Origin of the sequence: Prauserella marina, from assembly GCF_002240355.1 — a bacterium.
GTDB lineage: Bacteria > Actinomycetota > Actinomycetes > Mycobacteriales > Pseudonocardiaceae > Prauserella_A > Prauserella_A marina.
In genome coordinates, this window is sequence record NZ_CP016353.1 from 420,637 (window position 1) to 437,835 (window position 17,199).

The 17,199-nt window shown below is 66.4% G+C and carries 5 protein-coding genes; 4 read left to right on the forward strand and 1 reads right to left on the reverse strand.

Going from position 1 to position 17,199, the window contains the following annotated elements:
- The first annotated feature begins 55 nt into the window (after positions 1 to 55).
- The 4 genes from BAY61_RS01790 to BAY61_RS01805 all read left to right on the forward strand — a co-directional run bounded on the left by BAY61_RS01790 (position 56) and on the right by BAY61_RS01805 (position 16,320).
- A complete protein-coding gene (locus BAY61_RS01790; RefSeq protein WP_091801680.1) occupies positions 56 to 1,393 on the forward strand; it encodes a lysine N(6)-hydroxylase/L-ornithine N(5)-oxygenase family protein in 1,338 nt (445 codons plus the stop codon).
- Between the two features lie 36 nt (positions 1,394 to 1,429).
- Positions 1,430 to 2,455, forward strand: a complete 1,026-nt coding sequence (locus tag BAY61_RS01795) for an ABC transporter substrate-binding protein (RefSeq protein ID WP_245865690.1) — start codon at positions 1,430 to 1,432, stop codon at positions 2,453 to 2,455.
- An 18-nt stretch (positions 2,456 to 2,473) separates the two neighbouring features.
- Complete coding sequence (locus BAY61_RS01800; protein ID WP_091801683.1) at positions 2,474 to 15,913, forward strand: non-ribosomal peptide synthetase; 13,440 nt, start codon at positions 2,474 to 2,476, stop codon at positions 15,911 to 15,913.
- A gap of 212 nt (positions 15,914 to 16,125) precedes the next feature.
- Positions 16,126 to 16,320, forward strand: a complete 195-nt coding sequence (locus BAY61_RS01805; RefSeq protein ID WP_091801686.1) for an MbtH family protein — start codon at positions 16,126 to 16,128, stop codon at positions 16,318 to 16,320.
- 355 nt (positions 16,321 to 16,675) lie between these two features.
- On the opposite strand, the gene BAY61_RS01815 is transcribed toward BAY61_RS01805, so the two are convergent.
- Positions 16,676 to 17,074 carry a hypothetical protein gene (locus BAY61_RS01815; RefSeq protein ID WP_091801692.1) on the reverse strand — a complete coding sequence of 133 codons (399 nt, stop codon included), beginning with the start codon at positions 17,072 to 17,074 and terminating at the stop codon, positions 16,676 to 16,678.
- Between the last annotated feature and the right edge of the window lie 125 nt (positions 17,075 to 17,199).

A 17,199-nucleotide genomic window follows, 5' to 3' on the forward strand; every position in this document is an offset into this window, starting at 1 on the left:
ACCTAAGTTAGGTTAGGGTTGCCTCCGTCTGGCTGGAAGCGGCGATTGGACGGGTATGGCAGAGGGATTGCTTGCGCAAGGAACGCCGGTATACGACCTGATCGGTGTTGGTTTCGGACCGGCCAACCTTGCGCTGGCGATCGCGGTGGCCGAGCACAACGCCACCACGAACGATCCGGTGACAGCGCACTTCCTTGAACGGCAGGAACGTTTCGGCTGGCACAGAGGCATGCTCATCGACGACGCCACCATGCAGGTCTCCTTTCTCAAGGACCTGGTGACCCTGCGCAATCCGGCCAGCGACTTCAGCTTTCTCGCTTATCTCAAGGCCAAAGAGCGGCTTGTCGACTTCGTGAACCACAAGACGCTGTTCCCGCTGCGGGTCGAGTTCCACGACTACTTCGAATGGGCCGCGGCAAAGGTCGACGACATGGTGACCTACGCGCACGAGGTCGAGCGAGTTCTACCGGTGCGTTCCGCCGAAGGTGAGGTGGTCTTCTTCGATGTCGTGACACCGAATGGCGAGACGTACCGGGCGCGCAACCTCGTGATGGCCACCGGTTTGTCGCCGTCGTTGCCCGATGGCATCGACCGGTCGGAGCGCATCTGGCACAACAGCGAACTGCTCCACCGGGTCGGCGATATCGGCTCCGCTGAACGATTTGTCGTTGTCGGCGCCGGGCAGAGCGCGGCCGAGGTCACCGCGTTCCTGCACGGAAGGTTCGCCGAAGCCGAGGTGTGCTCCGTGTTCTCGCGCTTCGGGTACAGCCCCTCGGACGACAGTGCCTTCGCCAACCGGATCTTCGACCCCGCGGCCGTCGACGAGTTCTACGCCGCGCCCGACGAGGTCAAGCGCAGGCTCATGGGCTACCACGCCAACACCAACTACTCGGTGGTCGACATCGAGTTGATCGACGATCTCTACCGTCGGCTGTACCGGGAAAAAGTCTTGGGGGACAACCGGTTGCGGATCTTCAACGCGGCGAGGCTGACCGAGGTGGTGGACACCGGCTCGGGTGTCAGGGCGACCGTCGAATCGCTCACCAGCGGCGAGAAGACCGTGCTCGACGCCGACATCGCGGTGTACGCGACGGGATACCGGCCGAGCGACTTCCTGTCGGCCTTCGGTGAACTCGCGCCGTGCTGCCGCAGGGACGATTCCGGAAGGCCCCGCGTCGAGCGTGACTATCAGGTGCGCACGAGCGACGACGTCGTCGGCGGGATCTATCTGCAAGGCGGCAACACCGAGCACACGCACGGCATCACCTCGTCCCTACTGTCGAACAACGCCGTTCGTTCAGGGGAGATTCTTGCCTCGGTGCTCGATCTTCGATCGTCCAACAAGGACGCTCAGGCTGCCGCGCGGTACGCGGTCAGTGGCAGCGGTGCTTAACCGCTGACTCTCTTGGTGAGAAGGAAGGCAAACCCCATGTCCCCCAACAATCGCAGATCCGCAATGGAGCGGCTGCGTCTTCCGGTGTTGCTCGCCGGTGTGATGGTTCTGCTCGCCGTACTCGCCGGGTGCGGTGGTTCTTCGGAACCTGCCGAGCGGGATTCCGCGAGCGGTGGCCCTTTCCCGGTGACCATCGAGCACAAGTACGGCAGCACGGTGATCGAGCACAAACCGGAGCGGGTGATCACGCTCGGCCTTTCCGACCAGGACGCCGTTCTGGCGCTCGGGGTCAAGCCGGTCGGCGTCGTCGACTGGTTCAAGGAGCGGCCATACGGAAAGTGGCCGTGGACAAAGGAAAAGTGGGGGAATACCGAGCCTGCGATCGTCGGTGAACGCGACGACTACAACATGGAACGGATCGGCGAGCTGGGGCCTGATCTCATCATCGCGCAGTACTCGGGGATGACGAAGCAGCAATACGACACTCTTTCCGAACTGGCGCCCGTTGTCGCACAGCCGAAAGGGTACCCCGACTACGCGGCACCATGGCAGGACATGGCGAGGCCGATCGGCAAGGCGCTCGGCCAGGAGGCCGAGATGAACGAGCTGATCGACGAGATGGATCAGCGCTATGCCGAGGTACGTGAGCAGCATCCCCAATTCGCCGAGCAGACCTTGATCGTCGCCGACAGCTTCGAGCCGGGAGTCTTCTCCGCGTTCACCGCCGCCGACCCGAAGGCGATTTTCTTCAAGGAACTGGGTTTCCGGCTCGACGGAAAGATCGACGAACTCGCCGAGGAAGGCGCCAACACCGTCGAACTGAGCGCCGAACAACTCAGCACATTGGACACCGACCGGCTCGTGTGGGTCACCTCCAGCAAGGAAGCCAACGACCGCATCAGGGCCGAATCGCTCTACCAGAAGCTCAAGGTTCACCAGGAAGGGCGCGATCTGTTCGTTCCGTACGAGAACCCGGACATCGGTGCCGCCTTCTCGTTCAACACCGTGCTTTCGATCCCTTACGCCATTGACGAGATGGTTCCCCGCCTGACCGGCCAGTGAGGTTGAGAGGTGGCTGTTGTGCCCGTCACGGAAGCGAATCAGGACCCGAACGATCCCGGAAATCCGCTCACCGAGGCGCAAACCGGGATCTGGCGGGCACAGCAGCTGGCTCAGGGAGACCCTTCCTACGTCATCGCCTGGTGCGTCGAGCTGCGGGATCCCGCGCTCGCCTGCGAGGCGGGGTTCGGCAGGCTGACCGCCGCCGTGAGCAAGGCAATGGCGGAGGCCGAGAGCGTGCATGTGCGGTTCGTCGAGGTCGAAGGCGAACCACGACAGCGCAACGTTTCCAGCGATCCGGCTCCGCTCGTACTGGATTTCGGTGGAGAGGCCGATCCGGCGGCCTCGGCGAGGGCGTGGATGCGAGCCGACCGGCTGCGCGGATTCGACCTCGCCGGAGAGCCGCCGTTCCGGCACGCGCTGCTGCGGGTCGGCGAGCAGTCATTCTGGTGGTACCAGCGCTACCACCACCTCGTCATGGACGGTTTCGGCAGTCAGCTCGTGATGGAGCGAGCGGCGGCGTTGTACTCGGCGGAAGGGCAGGCAGCACGGGTATTCGGCGGGCTTGCCGAGCTGACGGAGGCCGAGACCACCTACCGCTCTTCGAACCAGTACACCGACGATCGCGCGTATTGGCTCGATCTGCTCGGGGACCGCCCCGAACCGGCGCGGATCATCGCGGCGAATCCAAATAGTGCCGTCGCGACCAGCTCCTTCGAACTCGGCGAGCGGGAAAGCCGTGCGCTGGCGGAGTTCGCGGCGAGCCGAGGCCAGCGGTTGTCGAGGGTCGTGGTCGCCGCCGTCGCCGCGTACACCCATCGCATGACCGGTGCCACCGATCTCGTGCTCGGACTTCCGGTGACGGCGAGGAGCGAACCGGCGACGCTGACCGTGCCTGGCATGGCATCCAACGTGGTTCCGCTGCGGGTGAAGGCCGATCAGTGGACGACCCCGGCCGAACTCCTGACGCGGGTGGCCGACGCGCTCGCGGACCTCGCGGGGCACAGTAGGTTCAGGGGCGAGGAGATCGCTCGCGAGCTTGGTGTCCTGGGTGGACTGAGCAGGCTCATCGGTCCCACGGTGAATTATCTCGGCTTCGGCACGCATCCTCGATTCGGCGAAGCGAACGTGAGAGTGCGCGATCTCGCGCTCGGCCCCGTCCCCGACCTTTCGATCGCCTGCCGGAGGGAGGCGGAGAGCGGCGAGTTGACCGTCGAGCTTGCCGCACCGGTGTCCGAAGCCGAGCTTGCGAGGCACGCGGCGGGGTTCGCCGCCGTGCTCTCGGCCATGACCAGGTCTCCGGAGGCGCCGCTCGGGCGCGTCGAGAGGGGAGCCGGCGAGCTTCCCCGCTTCGATGGAAGGCAGGTCGCCGAGCTGACCTGGCACGGCATGGTCGAACGGCAGGCGGAGCTGACGCCGGACGCGATCGCCGTCGTGTGCGAGGAAAGGCAGCTCGGCTACGCCGAACTGAATGCCGAGGCCAACCGGCTCGCCAGAATGCTCGTGGCCAAGGGAATCGGTACCGAGGACGTCGTCGCGCTCGCCGTACCGAGGTCGATCGAACTCGTGATCGCGATCCTCGGCGTCCTCAAGGCAGGCGCGGCCTACCTGCCACTCGATCCCGAGCACCCGGCTAGCAGGATCGACTTCATGGTCGCCGATTCCGGCGCGAAGCTCACTGTGTCCACAGTGGACCAAGGCGAGCTCGCGCATTACTCCGGCACCAACCTCGACCGTGCCGTCGCGCTCGACAACGCCGCCTACGTCATCTACACCTCGGGCTCGACGGGGACGCCGAAGGGAGTCGTCGTCACGCACGAGGGCATCGGCAGCCTCGTCGCCACCGCCGTCGACCGGCTCGGGGTCGACGAGCACAGCAGGGTCGCCCAGTTCGCTTCGTCCGGTTTCGACGTGGCCGTATGGGACCTGACGATGTCGCTCGGAACGGGAGCCCGCAGCGTGATCGTTCCCGCCGAACGCAGGGTCGCGGGAAGAGAACTGACCGACTACCTCACTCGGCACGGTGCGACACACTTCATTCTGCCGCCCTCGCTCGTGTCGGCGTTGCCTTCGGACTGCCTGCTGCCGGAGGGCGCGGTGCTGGTCGTGGGAACGGAAACGGTGCCGCCGGAACTCGTCGCCCGCTGGGCAGGCAGGCTTCGAGTCGTCGCGGCGTACGGGCTCACCGAGGCGACCGTGAACTCCACCCTGTGGCTCGCGCGAGAAGGCGAGCACGACCGGGTGCCCATCGGCGAAGCTGATCCGAACACTCGCGCCTACGTGCTCGACTCCGCGCTGCGCCCGGTCCACAAGGGAGAGATCGGCGAGCTGTACATCGGCGGAAGCGGGCTTGCCCGTGGTTACCTCGGCAGGCACGGATTGACCGCGTCGCGCTTCGTCGCGGACCCGTTCACGGGAGCCCGGATGTATCGCACCGGCGACAGGGTGCGGCTGCGGTGGGACGGTCTTCTCGACTTCGTCGGCAGGGTGGACAGTCAGTTCAAGATCCGCGGCCACCGGATCGAACCTGGCGAGGTCGAGGCGGCGTTGCTCGCTCACCCCGGAATAGCGCAAGCCGCCGTCGTCGGCAGAAGCGACCATCGCGGTGCGCCCAGGCTTGTCGGATACGTCGTCGGCGAACCAGCCCCGGCCGAGGTCAAAGAGTTCCTGGCGGCGAGATTGCCCGAGCACCTCGTTCCCGGCGTCGTCGTTGCGCTGGAGTCGTTGCCGCTGACCCCGAACGGCAAAGTGGACAGAGCGGCACTGCCGGATCCGGAGTGGACGGCGCTCGCGGGGCAAGCCGAACCTCGCACCCCGCGAGAACACACACTGGCCGCGCTCTTCGCGGAAGTACTCGACCTCCCGGCCGTCGGCGTCGAGGACAGCTTCTTCGAACTCGGCGGTGACAGCATCGTCGCGATCCGCCTGCTTGGCAGAGCGCGCGAGGCGGGTATCGCCTTGAGACAGCGGGACATCTTCCAGCAGCGCACCGTCGCTGGGCTCGCGCGGGTGGCGAGGACCGTCGAGCATTCGGACAGCGCCCATGTCGGTTCGTGGCCGACGTCGGCTCCGGTTTCCCCTTTGCAGCGTGGGTTCTACTTCCACGCGGCTGACAGCGGGACGGCCGAAGACCCGTACGTCGTGCGGCTCGTGCTGGAACTCGCCGACGGGGTGCCGGTCGAGACCGCGCGAGCACGATTGCAGCGCATGCTCGACCGGCATCCCTTGCTACGCGCGCGCTTTACGACCCACGACGACGGCACCGTCGTGCAGTGGATAGACGAGAACGTCGTGTTGCCGTGGCGGGAGGCGACCGATGTCGCCGAGGTACTTGCGGAGGAAAAGGCGGGATTCGATCTCGCCGTTGCCCCGGCGATGCGCGCCACCGCGGTAGGGACGAAGACGATCGTGCTCACCCTGCACCACATCGTCGCCGACGGCTGGTCGCTCGCGCGCCTGGTCGCGGAGTCGGAGGCCGACGATCCGGAACCGGCCACCGATCCCCGCCCGTACCTGGACTGGCTCGGCTCCCGGAACGTCCATGCCGCGCTTGCCGCGTGGGAAACGGCGCTCGACGGTGCCGAACCCACGATCGCGGTCGGTGCTCAGTCCGAAGCGGACACCGTCGTTCTCGACGTACCCGCGCGCCTCGACGAGGCACTGACGTCGGCCGGAAGGGACGCGGGACTCACGAAGAGCACTCTGCTACACGGCGCGTGGGGATTGCTGCTGTGCGCGCTCACCGGTCGCACCGATGTCGTTTTCGGTACGACGGTGTCCGGTCGTACCGCTCCCGTCGATGGCATCGAGTCGATGGTCGGCCTGTTCAGCAACACGGTTCCCGCGAGATTCCGGTTGCATGGCAGGGACACGACGGCTTCCGCCCTCGCGCGCTGGCAAGCGGAACAGGCCGAGTTGCTTGATCATCAGCATCTCCCGCTCGGTGACATTCAGCGTGGTCATGGCGATCTGTTCGACACTCTCGTCGTGGTCGAGAACCAGCCGGACATCGCAGGGACGGCCGTGTTCGGCAGTCGTACCGTGCTCGACGAGGTGCACTACCCACTCGCGCTCATCGCCCGTCCGGCGAAGGCCGGTCTCCGGCTGGTGTTGAAACACCGGATCGACGGCGTACTCGCCGAACGGATCGGTGCGCGGTACCTTGATCTGCTCGCCACCGTCGCCGCGCGGCCACGACCCGTCACCGAACTCGCCACGCTGTCACCTGAGCAATGGCAACGCATCGCTGAACTGAATGACACGGCGCGGGCGGTCTCCTTGGCGTCTATCGTGGACCGCTTCGCCGCGAATGTCGCCCGCGATCCCGATGCCATCGCTGTCGTCGCCGACGATGCCGAGTTGAGCTACCGCGAGCTCGACGAGAGGTCGGATCGGCTCGCCGCGAGGTTGCGGGAACACGGTTCGGGGCCGGAACAATTCGTCGCCGTCGCGATTCCCCGTTCGGCCGAACTCGTGGTCGCATTGCTCGGAGTGCTCAAGAGCGGCGCGGCTTACCTGCCGCTCGACCTCGACTATCCCGCCGACCGCATCGCGTTCATGTTGGCCGATTCAGGGGCACGGATCGCCGTCGCGGCTCCCGACGTGATGTTGCCGCCAGAAGTACGGCGAGTCGAGGTCGACATGCCGGAGGAGGCTCCGCCGTACGACCGGCCGGAGTCCACACCGGACCAGCCCGCGTACCTGATCTACACCTCGGGATCGACGGGAAGGCCGAAAGGTGTCGTGGTGTCGCACAGGGCGATCGGCAACCGGCTCGCCTGGATGCAAGGGGCGTTCGGGCTCGCGCCGGACGACAGGGTGCTGCACAAGACGCCTTCCAGCTTCGACGTCTCGGTATGGGAGTTCTTCTGGCCACTACTCGAAGGCGCCGCCATCGTCGTCGCGGAACCCGGAGGGCACGCCGATCCGGCCTACCTCGCCGAGTTGATCGCCGCACGAGGCGTCACCACACTCCACTTCGTACCGTCGATGCTGACCGCGTTCCTCGGTGCCGTGCCTGCCGGGCCGTGGTCGGCGAGCCTGCGCAGGGTATTCGCCAGCGGTGAGGCGCTGCCTTCCGCGACGGCGGCCAACTGGCAAGCGGCGACCGGTGTGCCGCTGCACAACTTGTACGGGCCGACGGAAGCCGCCGTCGACGTCACGTGGTTCGCGCTGGAAGGCCCGCCACGGTCGAAAATTCCCATCGGCAAGCCGGTGTGGAACACGGCGACCTACGTGCTCGACCCGTTGCTGCGGCCCGTCGCCGACGGCGTCGCCGGTGAGTTGTACCTCGGCGGTGTTCAACTCGCGCGCGGTTACCACGGCCGTCCTTCGTTGACCGCGAGCCGGTTCGTCGCTAATCCGTTCGGGCGAGGGAGGCTCTACCGCACCGGCGACCTGGTGTGCCGCGACACGGAGGGCGAACTCGAATACCTCGGGCGCGCCGACAGGCAGGTCAAGGTGCGGGGTGTCCGGATCGAACTCGGCGAGATCGAGGCGGTGCTGGCCGAGTGGCGGGGCATCGCGGCCTCGGCTGTGGCGGTCAAGGACGATGCCCTTGTCGGCTACCTCGTTCCCGCAGGAGCCTGGGAAACAGTCGACACCGATGCACTGCGCGAGGCATTGGGAACCTGCCTTCCCACGAGCATGGTTCCCTCGGCATTCGTCGTACTGGACGCTCTTCCACTGACGCCGAGCGGCAAACTCGATCATTCCGCTTTGCCCTCACCCGCGATGCGGACCGGCGAAGGAAGGGCACCAGAAAGCCGTGGGGAGCGCCTGTTCTGCGACATCGTCGCCGCCGTTCTCGGCCTGCCGGAGGTCGCGGCCGACGCCGACTTCTTCGTACTCGGTGGCGACAGCATCACCGCCATCGCCGTGTCCTCGGCCGCCCGTGAACACGGCATCGAATTGCGTCCCCACGAACTGTTCGAACTGCGTACTCCCCGCGCACTCGCCGCTGCGGGCCTGCGGGCCGCGACCGAACTGCGGCGGGAGGCGGGCGCCGTCCGACTGACGCCACGGCAGTGGCAGCACGTGCGATCGCTGACCACACATCCCGTGTCGCACGTATGGCCGCTGTCGCCGTTGCAGGAGGGCCTCTACTTCCACGCGACCTACGATCCGGATGCCGTCGACGTCTACCTTTCCCAGGAGTCGCTTGATTTCGCCGACCGGGTCGATGCCGAGCGGCTACGGAAAGCGGCGAACATCCTGCTTCGCAGGCACCCGAGCCTGAGGGCGGGATTCACGGCCGATGGAGTCGCGGAACCTGTTCAGTTCATTGTGGACGATGTAGAGATGCCCGTCGAGGTCGCCGATCTTTCCTCGGCGGCACCGGAGGACGTCGACGCGCTGCTCGCCGCCGACCGGAGGAAGCGGTTCGATCTGCTTGAACCTCCGCTGTGCCGGTTGCTGGTGATCCGGCTTCCCGATGGCCGCGACCGGCTCGTGATCACCCATCACCTCGTATTGTGGGACGGTTGGTCGGCATGGCTTTTCCTCGAACAGCTTCTGGCGCTGTACGCCTCGGATGGGAACGAAACCGAGCTGGCGGCCCCGGGGTCCTATCAGGACTATCTCGCTTGGCTGTGGCAACAGGACTCCACGGGTGCCGATGCCGCGTGGCGGAGCGCGCTGTCCGGAATCGAAGAGCCGACCCTGGTTTCGTCGGCTGACCGGGAACCCGCCATTCCCGCCGATCACGACATGGAACTGAGCGCCGAGGCGACGGCCGCATTGAGGGAAACGGCGCGGGTGCACGGCCTGACCCTCAACACCGTGCTGAGCACGACGTGGGGTCTTGTCTTGTCGAGCATGGTCGGCAGAACCGACGTCGTTTTCGGAACCGTCGTCGCAGGGCGGCCGGCCGACGTCCCCGGCGTGGCAGACGTGATCGGCATGTTCCTCAACACCGTGCCGACCAGGATCGTCCAATGTCCCGGCGAGACCGTGCTCGACCTGCTCCGCAGAGTGCAGGGCGAGAGGGTCGCGCTGATGCCCCACGAGTACGTGGGACTCGGCGAACTACAGCAAATCTCGGGGCACCGGAAGCTGTTCGACACCCTGTTCGTGCTCCGCACCGACGACGGCGAGCACCGAGTGGCAGAACTCAAGCGCGCACATGGGGTTCTTGAGTTATCCAATGTGGATGGAACGCACTTCCCGCTCGCGCTCATCGTGACTCCTGGAAATCGACTGCGCATTACTCTCGCCGCACGTGAGGAGGAGTTTCCCGCGGCGAAGGCGATCACGGTACTTGACCGGTTCGTCGCCGTTCTGGACCGTGTCACGTCGGGGATCGGGCAGCGCCTCGCCGCGCTCGACCTGCTCACCGGCGAGGAGCGGGCGTCGCTCGCCGAGGAGTGGTCGGCCGTCGAACAGCGGATCGGAACGGAGTCCGTCGCCGACGAGCTGGCCACCCGAGCCGCGCTCTCTCCCGATGCCACGGCGCTCGTGTTCGGACAGACCCGGTTGACTTTCGCCGAGTTGGATGCGCGAATCAACAGGCTTGCCAGATTCCTGCTCTCCCGTGGCGCGGAACCGGAAACGGTTGTCGCGCTTGAATTGCCGAGGTCCATCGACATGGTCGTCGCGCTGTTCGCGGTCTTGCGTACCGGTGCCGCGTACCTGCCGCTCGACCTCGATCATCCCGAACGACGCAGGCGAGCGATGGTCGAGGACGTCGCGCCGGTGTGCGTGCTCACCGCTGGGCTGTTGGCTGATCCCGCCGTCGAGGCCGAGCTGTCGGCGCTCAGCACGCTGCCCATCGCCGACGCGGAACGGCCCGCGTTCGCGAAAAGCGTCGATCATCGGCTCGATCACCCCGCCTACGTGATCTTCACGTCGGGCTCGACCGGAACCCCGAAAGGGGTCGTGACCCCCTACCGCGGGTTGACGAACATGCTCGTCAACCACAGGGAAACCATCTTCGCGCCTGCCATCGCCTCGGCTGGCGGACGTCGGCTGAGAATCGCCCACACCGTGTCGTTCGCCTTCGACATGTCGTGGGAGGAACTGCTGTGGCTCGTGGAAGGGCACGAGGTACACGTGTGCGACGAGGATCTTCGGCGCGACGCCGACGCGTTGGTGGCCTACTGCGAACAGCACCGTATCGACGTGGTCAATGTGACGCCGACCTACGCCCAGTTGCTGGTCGAGCAAGGACTGCTCGAAGGCCACGTGCCGCCGCTCGTGCTGCTCGGAGGTGAAGCCGTCCCCGATTCACTGTGGCGGACGCTCGCGGACACCGACGGTACCTACGGCTACAACCTCTACGGACCCACCGAATACACGATCAACACGCTCGGCGCGTCTACAGCAGACAGTGCGACGGCGGCAGTAGGCCGGCCCATCAAGAACACCAAGGCCCACGTGCTCGATCCCTGTCTCCGCAGACTTCCGCCCGGCGCGGTAGGCGAGTTGTACATCGCGGGGATCGGCCTCGCGAGGGGGTATCACCGGAGGCCCGGGCTCACCGCCGAACGGTTTGTCGCCGACCCCTTCGGGGAACCGGGTACGCTGATGTACCGCACCGGCGACCTCGTCCGCAGGCGCGAGGACGGGATCATCGACTTCCTCGGTCGCACCGACAACCAGTTCAAGATCCGTGGCTACCGGGTCGAGCTCGGCGAGATCGAAGCGGCGCTCACCGCTCATCCCTCGGTCAGCCAGGCTGCCGTCGTGCCTTCCGGTAGCCGGCTCGTCGGCTACGTTGTCGCCACGGAACCGTTCCCATGGCGGGATTTCCTCGCCGACACGCTGCCGGACTACCTGATTCCCGCAACGGTCATCACCGTCGACCGGCTGCCGTTGACCGTCAACGGAAAGCTCGACGTCGCGGCGCTTCCGGCGCCGACGGTCGATTCGGCGGCGCACAGGACGCCGAGAACCGAGCGGGAACGCATCCTGTGTGGACTCTTCGCCGACGTGCTCGGCATTTCCGGGCACGACCGGATCGGTATCGATGACAACTTCTTCGAACTCGGAGGGCATTCACTGCTGGCGACCCGGCTCGTCAGCAGGATCAGGACCACGCTCGATGTGGAGCTGAGCATTCGTGACCTTTTCGAGGCGCCGACCATCGCGGAGTTGGTTACGAGAGCGGGCGGCACGGCGCGGCCCGCGCTCACGGCTACCGGTGAGCACGGTGAAGTCGTCGCATCGCCCGCCCAGCAACGATTGTGGGTCGTGCAGCAGATTTCCGGCGGCTCGGCGGCCTACAACTTCCCGCTCGTCATGCGCCTGCGAGGGGAACTCGACCTCGAAGCGTGGCAGGCGGCGCTTGCCGACGTCGTCGCGCGTCACGAGAGCCTGCGCACGGTGTTCACCGAACACGACGGCATCCCGTACCAGCGGGTTCTCCCGCCGGGGCCCTTCGATGTGGAAATCAGCCCGGTTACCGAGAACCAGCTTCCGGACCGGCTACGCGCGGTGACCGGCCGACCCTTCGACCTCGGTGCCGAGGCACCGATCCGGTGCTGGATCGGTGAACTGTCCCAGCAGGAGCACGTCGTCGCACTGGTACTACACCACATCACGACCGACGAGTGGTCGGATCGGCCGTTCCTGCGCGACCTCGCTCACGCCTACGCCGCCCGCCGCGAGGGCAAGAATCCGAAGTGGATCCCGCTTCCCGTGCGGTACTCCGACTACACGGTGTGGCAACAAAAGCTACTTGAGGCCGTCGGCGATGAACAGCTCGCGTACTGGGAGTCCACACTGGCCGGACTCCCGGAAGAGCTCGAACTTCCCTTCGACAGGGCGCGCAGCGCGAGACCGGCATTTCACGGCGCCGAAACCGGCTTCCGCATCGAAAAGGACACGACGGAAAGTCTGCGACGGCTCGCGGACGGGGCAGGCGCGAGCATGTTCATGGTCGCGCACGCGGCCGTCGCCGCCCTGCTGCACAGGCTGGGAGCCGGGGCCGACATACCGCTGGGTGCTCCCATCGCGGGCCGCGCCGACGAAGCGCTCGACGAGATCGTCGGATTCTTCGTCAACACGCTCGTCCTGCGCGCCGATCTTTCCGGCGAGCCGAGCTTCATTGATCTGCTCGACCGGGTCAGGAAGACCGACCTCGCCGCGTTCGCGCATGCCGACGTGCCTTTCGAAACCGTGGTAGAACGCGTCAATCCGGCGCGCTCGCTCACCCGCAACCCGTTGTTCCAGGTCATGGTCGGCCATCACGTGCGAACAGGGGAGGAGGCGCGGTTCGCGGGCCTTTCCTCGGAATTCGTGGGGATACCCGTCGAAACCGCCAAGTTCGATCTCGTCTTCAGCTTCACCGAGCACCTTGACAAGGCGACATTGGACTGCCGGATCGAGTACAGCACCGAGTTGTTCGACGCCGGGACAGTCCAGCGTCTCGCTCTATGCCTTGCCGCGCTTGTCGAATCCGTCGCCCACGATCCTCGGAGACCGGTGGCGGACATCGATGTAATTCCCAAGGGGGAGCGGCATACCGTGCTGCGAACCTTCAACGCGACGGCCCGGCCGGTCGAGGAACTTCCCCTGCCTTGGTTGTTCGCGAATCAGGTTTCGGCGAACCCCGACGCCGCCGCCGTTGTCTGTGGCGATCGGACGGTGAGCTATTCCGAACTGGACGGAAGGTCGGACCAGTTCGCCGCCATGCTCGCCGCGCGCGGCATCGGGCATGGTGACGTCGTCGGTATCGCGGTCGGTCGCTCGATCGACACGGTCGCGGCGGTACTGGCCGTTTCGAAGCTGGGAGCGGTATTCCTGCCGCTCGACCTGAGCCATCCCGCAGACCGGATCGGCTACTTCATCGAGGATTCGGGTGCGCGGCTCGTCGTCGCGGACACCGTGGATGCGGTACCCGCCGTCGTTCCGATCGTCACCGCTTCGTCGGCTGGGGACCATCCACAATCCTATGTGGATCCGGTAGACGTCGCGCTGGCCGATCCTGCCTACGTCATCTACACCTCGGGGTCGACTGGGCGGCCGAAGGGGACCGTCGTCTCCCACGACGGCATCGCAAGCCTGCTCGCGACGGCGATCGACAGGATGGGGTTGCGGCAGGACTCCGTCGTCTCCCAGTTCGCGTCCATCGGATTCGACGTGTTCGTATTCGAGCTCGTCATGGCGCTGTGTCATGGGGGAAAACTTGTTCTGGTACCGGAGTCGGTACGGGGTGCTGGAGTGCCGCTCGTGGACTTCCTTCGCCAGCACGAGGTCACCCATATGATTCTGCCACCTTCCCTGATGGCAGCGCTGCCGCCGGAGTGCGTGCTCCCGGAAGACGCGACCATCCTCGTCGGCACCGAAACGGTTCCGCCCGAACTGGTCGAGAGGTGGGCAGGCAAGGTCAATCTCATCGCCGCGTACGGCCTCACCGAAGCGACCGTCAACTCGACGTTGTGGCCTGCCGAACCCGGCTGGCAGGGACCGATCCCGATAGGTTCTCCCGACCCCAACACGACCTGTTACGTACTCGATGACCGGCTCAGGCCGGTCCCGCCAGGCGTCACCGGTGAGCTGTACGTCGGTGGCAGGGGACTCGCTCTCGGCTATCTCGGCAGGCATGGTCTCACCGCGGGTCGCTTCGTCGCCGATCCGTTCGGTGCGCCGGGTTCGCGGCTCTATCGCACGGGCGACAGGGCGCGCTGGCGAGGGGGAGGCACGCTCGATTTCGCTGGACGCAGCGACAACCAGGTGAAGGTACGCGGTTTCCGCATCGAGCTCGGCGAGATCGAGTCCGCGTTGTCCTCGCATCCGGCCGTCCGGCAAGCCGCGGTCGTCGCGGACCGGAGGAGCGACATCGTGCGCCTCGCCGGTTACGTCGTCGTGGAATCGGGAGCAGCGCGACCGATCGAGTGGCGCGAGCACCTTCGCCGCGTTCTCCCCGACTACATGATTCCCGGCCTGGTGACCGAAGTGGATGGTCCACTTCCGTTGACGCCGAACGGAAAACTGGACCGGTCCGCGCTTCCGGAGCCGGATTGGTCCGCGCTTTCCGGCGCGGCCAGACCGGCGACCGAACGACAGCGGGTGCTGGCGACGGTGTTCACGGACCTGCTCGAACTCGACGATGTCGGCGTGCACGACGACTTCTTCGTGCTGGGTGGGCATTCGATGGCCGCGATGCGATTGCTCGGCCGGATACGGTCGACGTTCGGTGTCAATCTAGCCGTCAGGGACGTTTTCGAGTCTCCGACCGTCGCCGGATTGTCGGAACTGCTGCGTGGCTCGACCGGTTACCGTCCGGCTCCCCGGAGAACCGAACGACCGGACCGGCTGCCATTGGCTCCGGTTCAACGCTGGCTGTGGGAACTCGGTGGGGTGCAACCACGGTTCGACCACGCGCTGACGTTGCGGTCCACAGCGGGGTTCGACGTCGAGGCGATGTCTCTGGCATGGCGGGATGTCGCGGAGCGCCACGAGTCGTTGCGGACGGTCTTTGTGGACGGTACGAAAGTGACGCAGGAAGTCGGCGAGGTCGTGCCGCTTGTCGTGGAATCCGTCGTGCCCGCCGCGGTCGACGGGCGAGTTTCCTCGCTGGCGACGGCGCCCGCGGAGCAGCCGTTGGTCGCTCACCTGCTGGTGTCGGACCGGGAACATGTGCTGGTGCTCGCGATGCGGTACCTGGTCTGTGACGAATGGTCTGTCGTACCGTTGTTCAGAGATCTGGGCGCCGCGTACTCGGCTCGACTGTCGGGGTCGGCGCCGAATTGGCAGGCGCTTCCACTGTCCTATTCAGACTATGCGTGCTGGTCGGAGGAGCTGGCCAACGAAGTGGGAGAGCGGCAACTGGAGTACTGGAAGGACGCCTTGCGAGGTGTGTCGACGGTGCGGTTGCCGGAAAGCGGGAGCACGGCCGAGCCGGGCGCGGTGTCGTTCGGGTTGGCGGTTGAGCAGAACACCCGGCTCGTCACTTTCGCCAACCGGCACGGTGTCAGTCAGTTCATGGTGTTGCAGGCCGCGTTGGCGACGGTCCTCTCCGAGGCGGGTGGTGGTACCGACATTCCGATCGGTGCTGTCGTTGCCGGACGTACCGAGGAGGTGTTCGCGGATCTGGTCGGCGCCTTCGCCAACACCGTTGTGCTGCGTACCGATCTTTCCGGTCGGCCGTCGTTCGGTGAGCTGTCGCGCAGGGTGCGGGCGGTGAACCTTGCGGCGCTGGACAATCAGGACGTCTCGTTCGCGGACGTCTGCGAGGCGGTCGGCTGGCGGCCGAACGTGTTGATGGTGCAGCACGAACAGGCCGACCTCACGGAGCTCGAAGGCGGACACGGGTCGCTTGTCGCGATACCCACGGGAGTTGCCAACGCGGACCTGACGTTCAGCTTCCACCTTCCGCGTGGTCGTGGTGACCTGCATTGTCAGCTCGCGTACGCGGGCGGAGTGCTCGGTCGGGAGGGGGCGGAGCGGGTCGCGGGTGACCTGGTGGAGTTGCTGACCGAGGTGACGGCTGTCGATGCGACCGGTGACCGAAGTGGGTGAGGCTCGTGGTGTGGCGTGCTGTGTTCGCGGTGTGGCCCGTGGTGGTGTGCGGTGTGGCTAGCGCTGGCATGCGATGCGCGTGACCGCCTGCGGTCGGTGCGGGTGCGGGTGCGGCGTGTGGCGGGGGTGCGGGAGGACGTGCGGCTTGCGGCCCGTGGTGGGTGGCGCGTGACGTGTGGCGGATGAAGTGATGAAGGAGATCAGGAGGAACCGTGACGAACCCGTTCGATGACAACGATGGCCGGTTTTATGTGCTCGTGAACGACGAGGAGCAGCATTCGCTGTGGCCGACGTTCGCGGCGGTGCCGGATGGCTGGCGAATCGTGTTCGGTGAGGAAAGCAGGGAAGCCTGCCTCGCCTATGTGGAGGAGAACTGGACGGATCTGAGGCCGGCCAGCATCCGCTGACTCGCCCGTCGACTCGCGTGCGATGCCCGCGAGTCCCGCACCCAGCACCGCGAGTCCCGCACTCGGGAGCGCGAGATGCGCGCTCGGGACGCCGAGATCTGCACCCAGGATGCCGAGGTGCGCGTTGGGGACGCCGAGATCTGCACCCAGGTCGCCGAGGTCTGTGTCCAGGATCGTGAGATGCGCGTCCACCGCGTGCGAGCTGCGCTCAGGAGCGTGAGTTCTGCGTTCGGGGTGATCGGATCTGTGTTCGGGACGGCGAGATCTGCTTTCGTGTGTGCGTGTGTGTTTCGCATCGGCAGATGATCTGTCGGATGCAGACCTGCTTACCGGGGTGGGGTACGCGGTGACAGGTTCAGCTCCGGCTGCCACCGCCTTCGCGATCCTGGATGCGGATTTCGCTCACCTGGATGCGGACCTCGCGCGGCTGACCGCGCACTTCGCGCGCCTGAGCGCGGATATCGTCCAGCCGAGCGCACTCCTCGCCGTCCCGGGTGCGGATCTCGGCGCCCTGGGAGGGGGACTCGCCATCCCGGGTGCAGGTCTCGGCGTCCCCGGTGCGGATCTCGATGCCACCAACGCAGGTCTCGACGCTGTGGGCGCAGGTCTCACCGTCTTGAGCGCGGATCTCGGGCTCCTGAGTGCGGATCTCGACGACGTGGGTGCGGATCTCGCTGTCCTCGGCGCGGATCTCGGCGTCCCGGGTGCGGATCTCGGCGCCCTGGGAGGGGGACTCGCGGGTACGGCGGACCACGGCCTGCCGCGGCTCCCTGGCCCCGCTACCCGCCTGCGGGCTGCCACCCCGCTACCCGCCCGCGGGCTGCCACCCCGCGGGCGGGACGTGCCCCCGCCTCGGCCCTGCGGACCCCGGCCGGGGGG

What these genes read in the sequence shown, in the direction of transcription:
- BAY61_RS01790 (WP_091801680.1), top strand. Translation starts at nt 56, where the DNA reads ATGGCAGAGGGATTGCTTGCGCAAGGAACGCCGGTATACGACCTGATC.
- BAY61_RS01795 (WP_245865690.1), top strand. Translation starts at nt 1,430, where the DNA reads ATGTCCCCCAACAATCGCAGATCCGCAATGGAGCGGCTGCGTCTTCCG.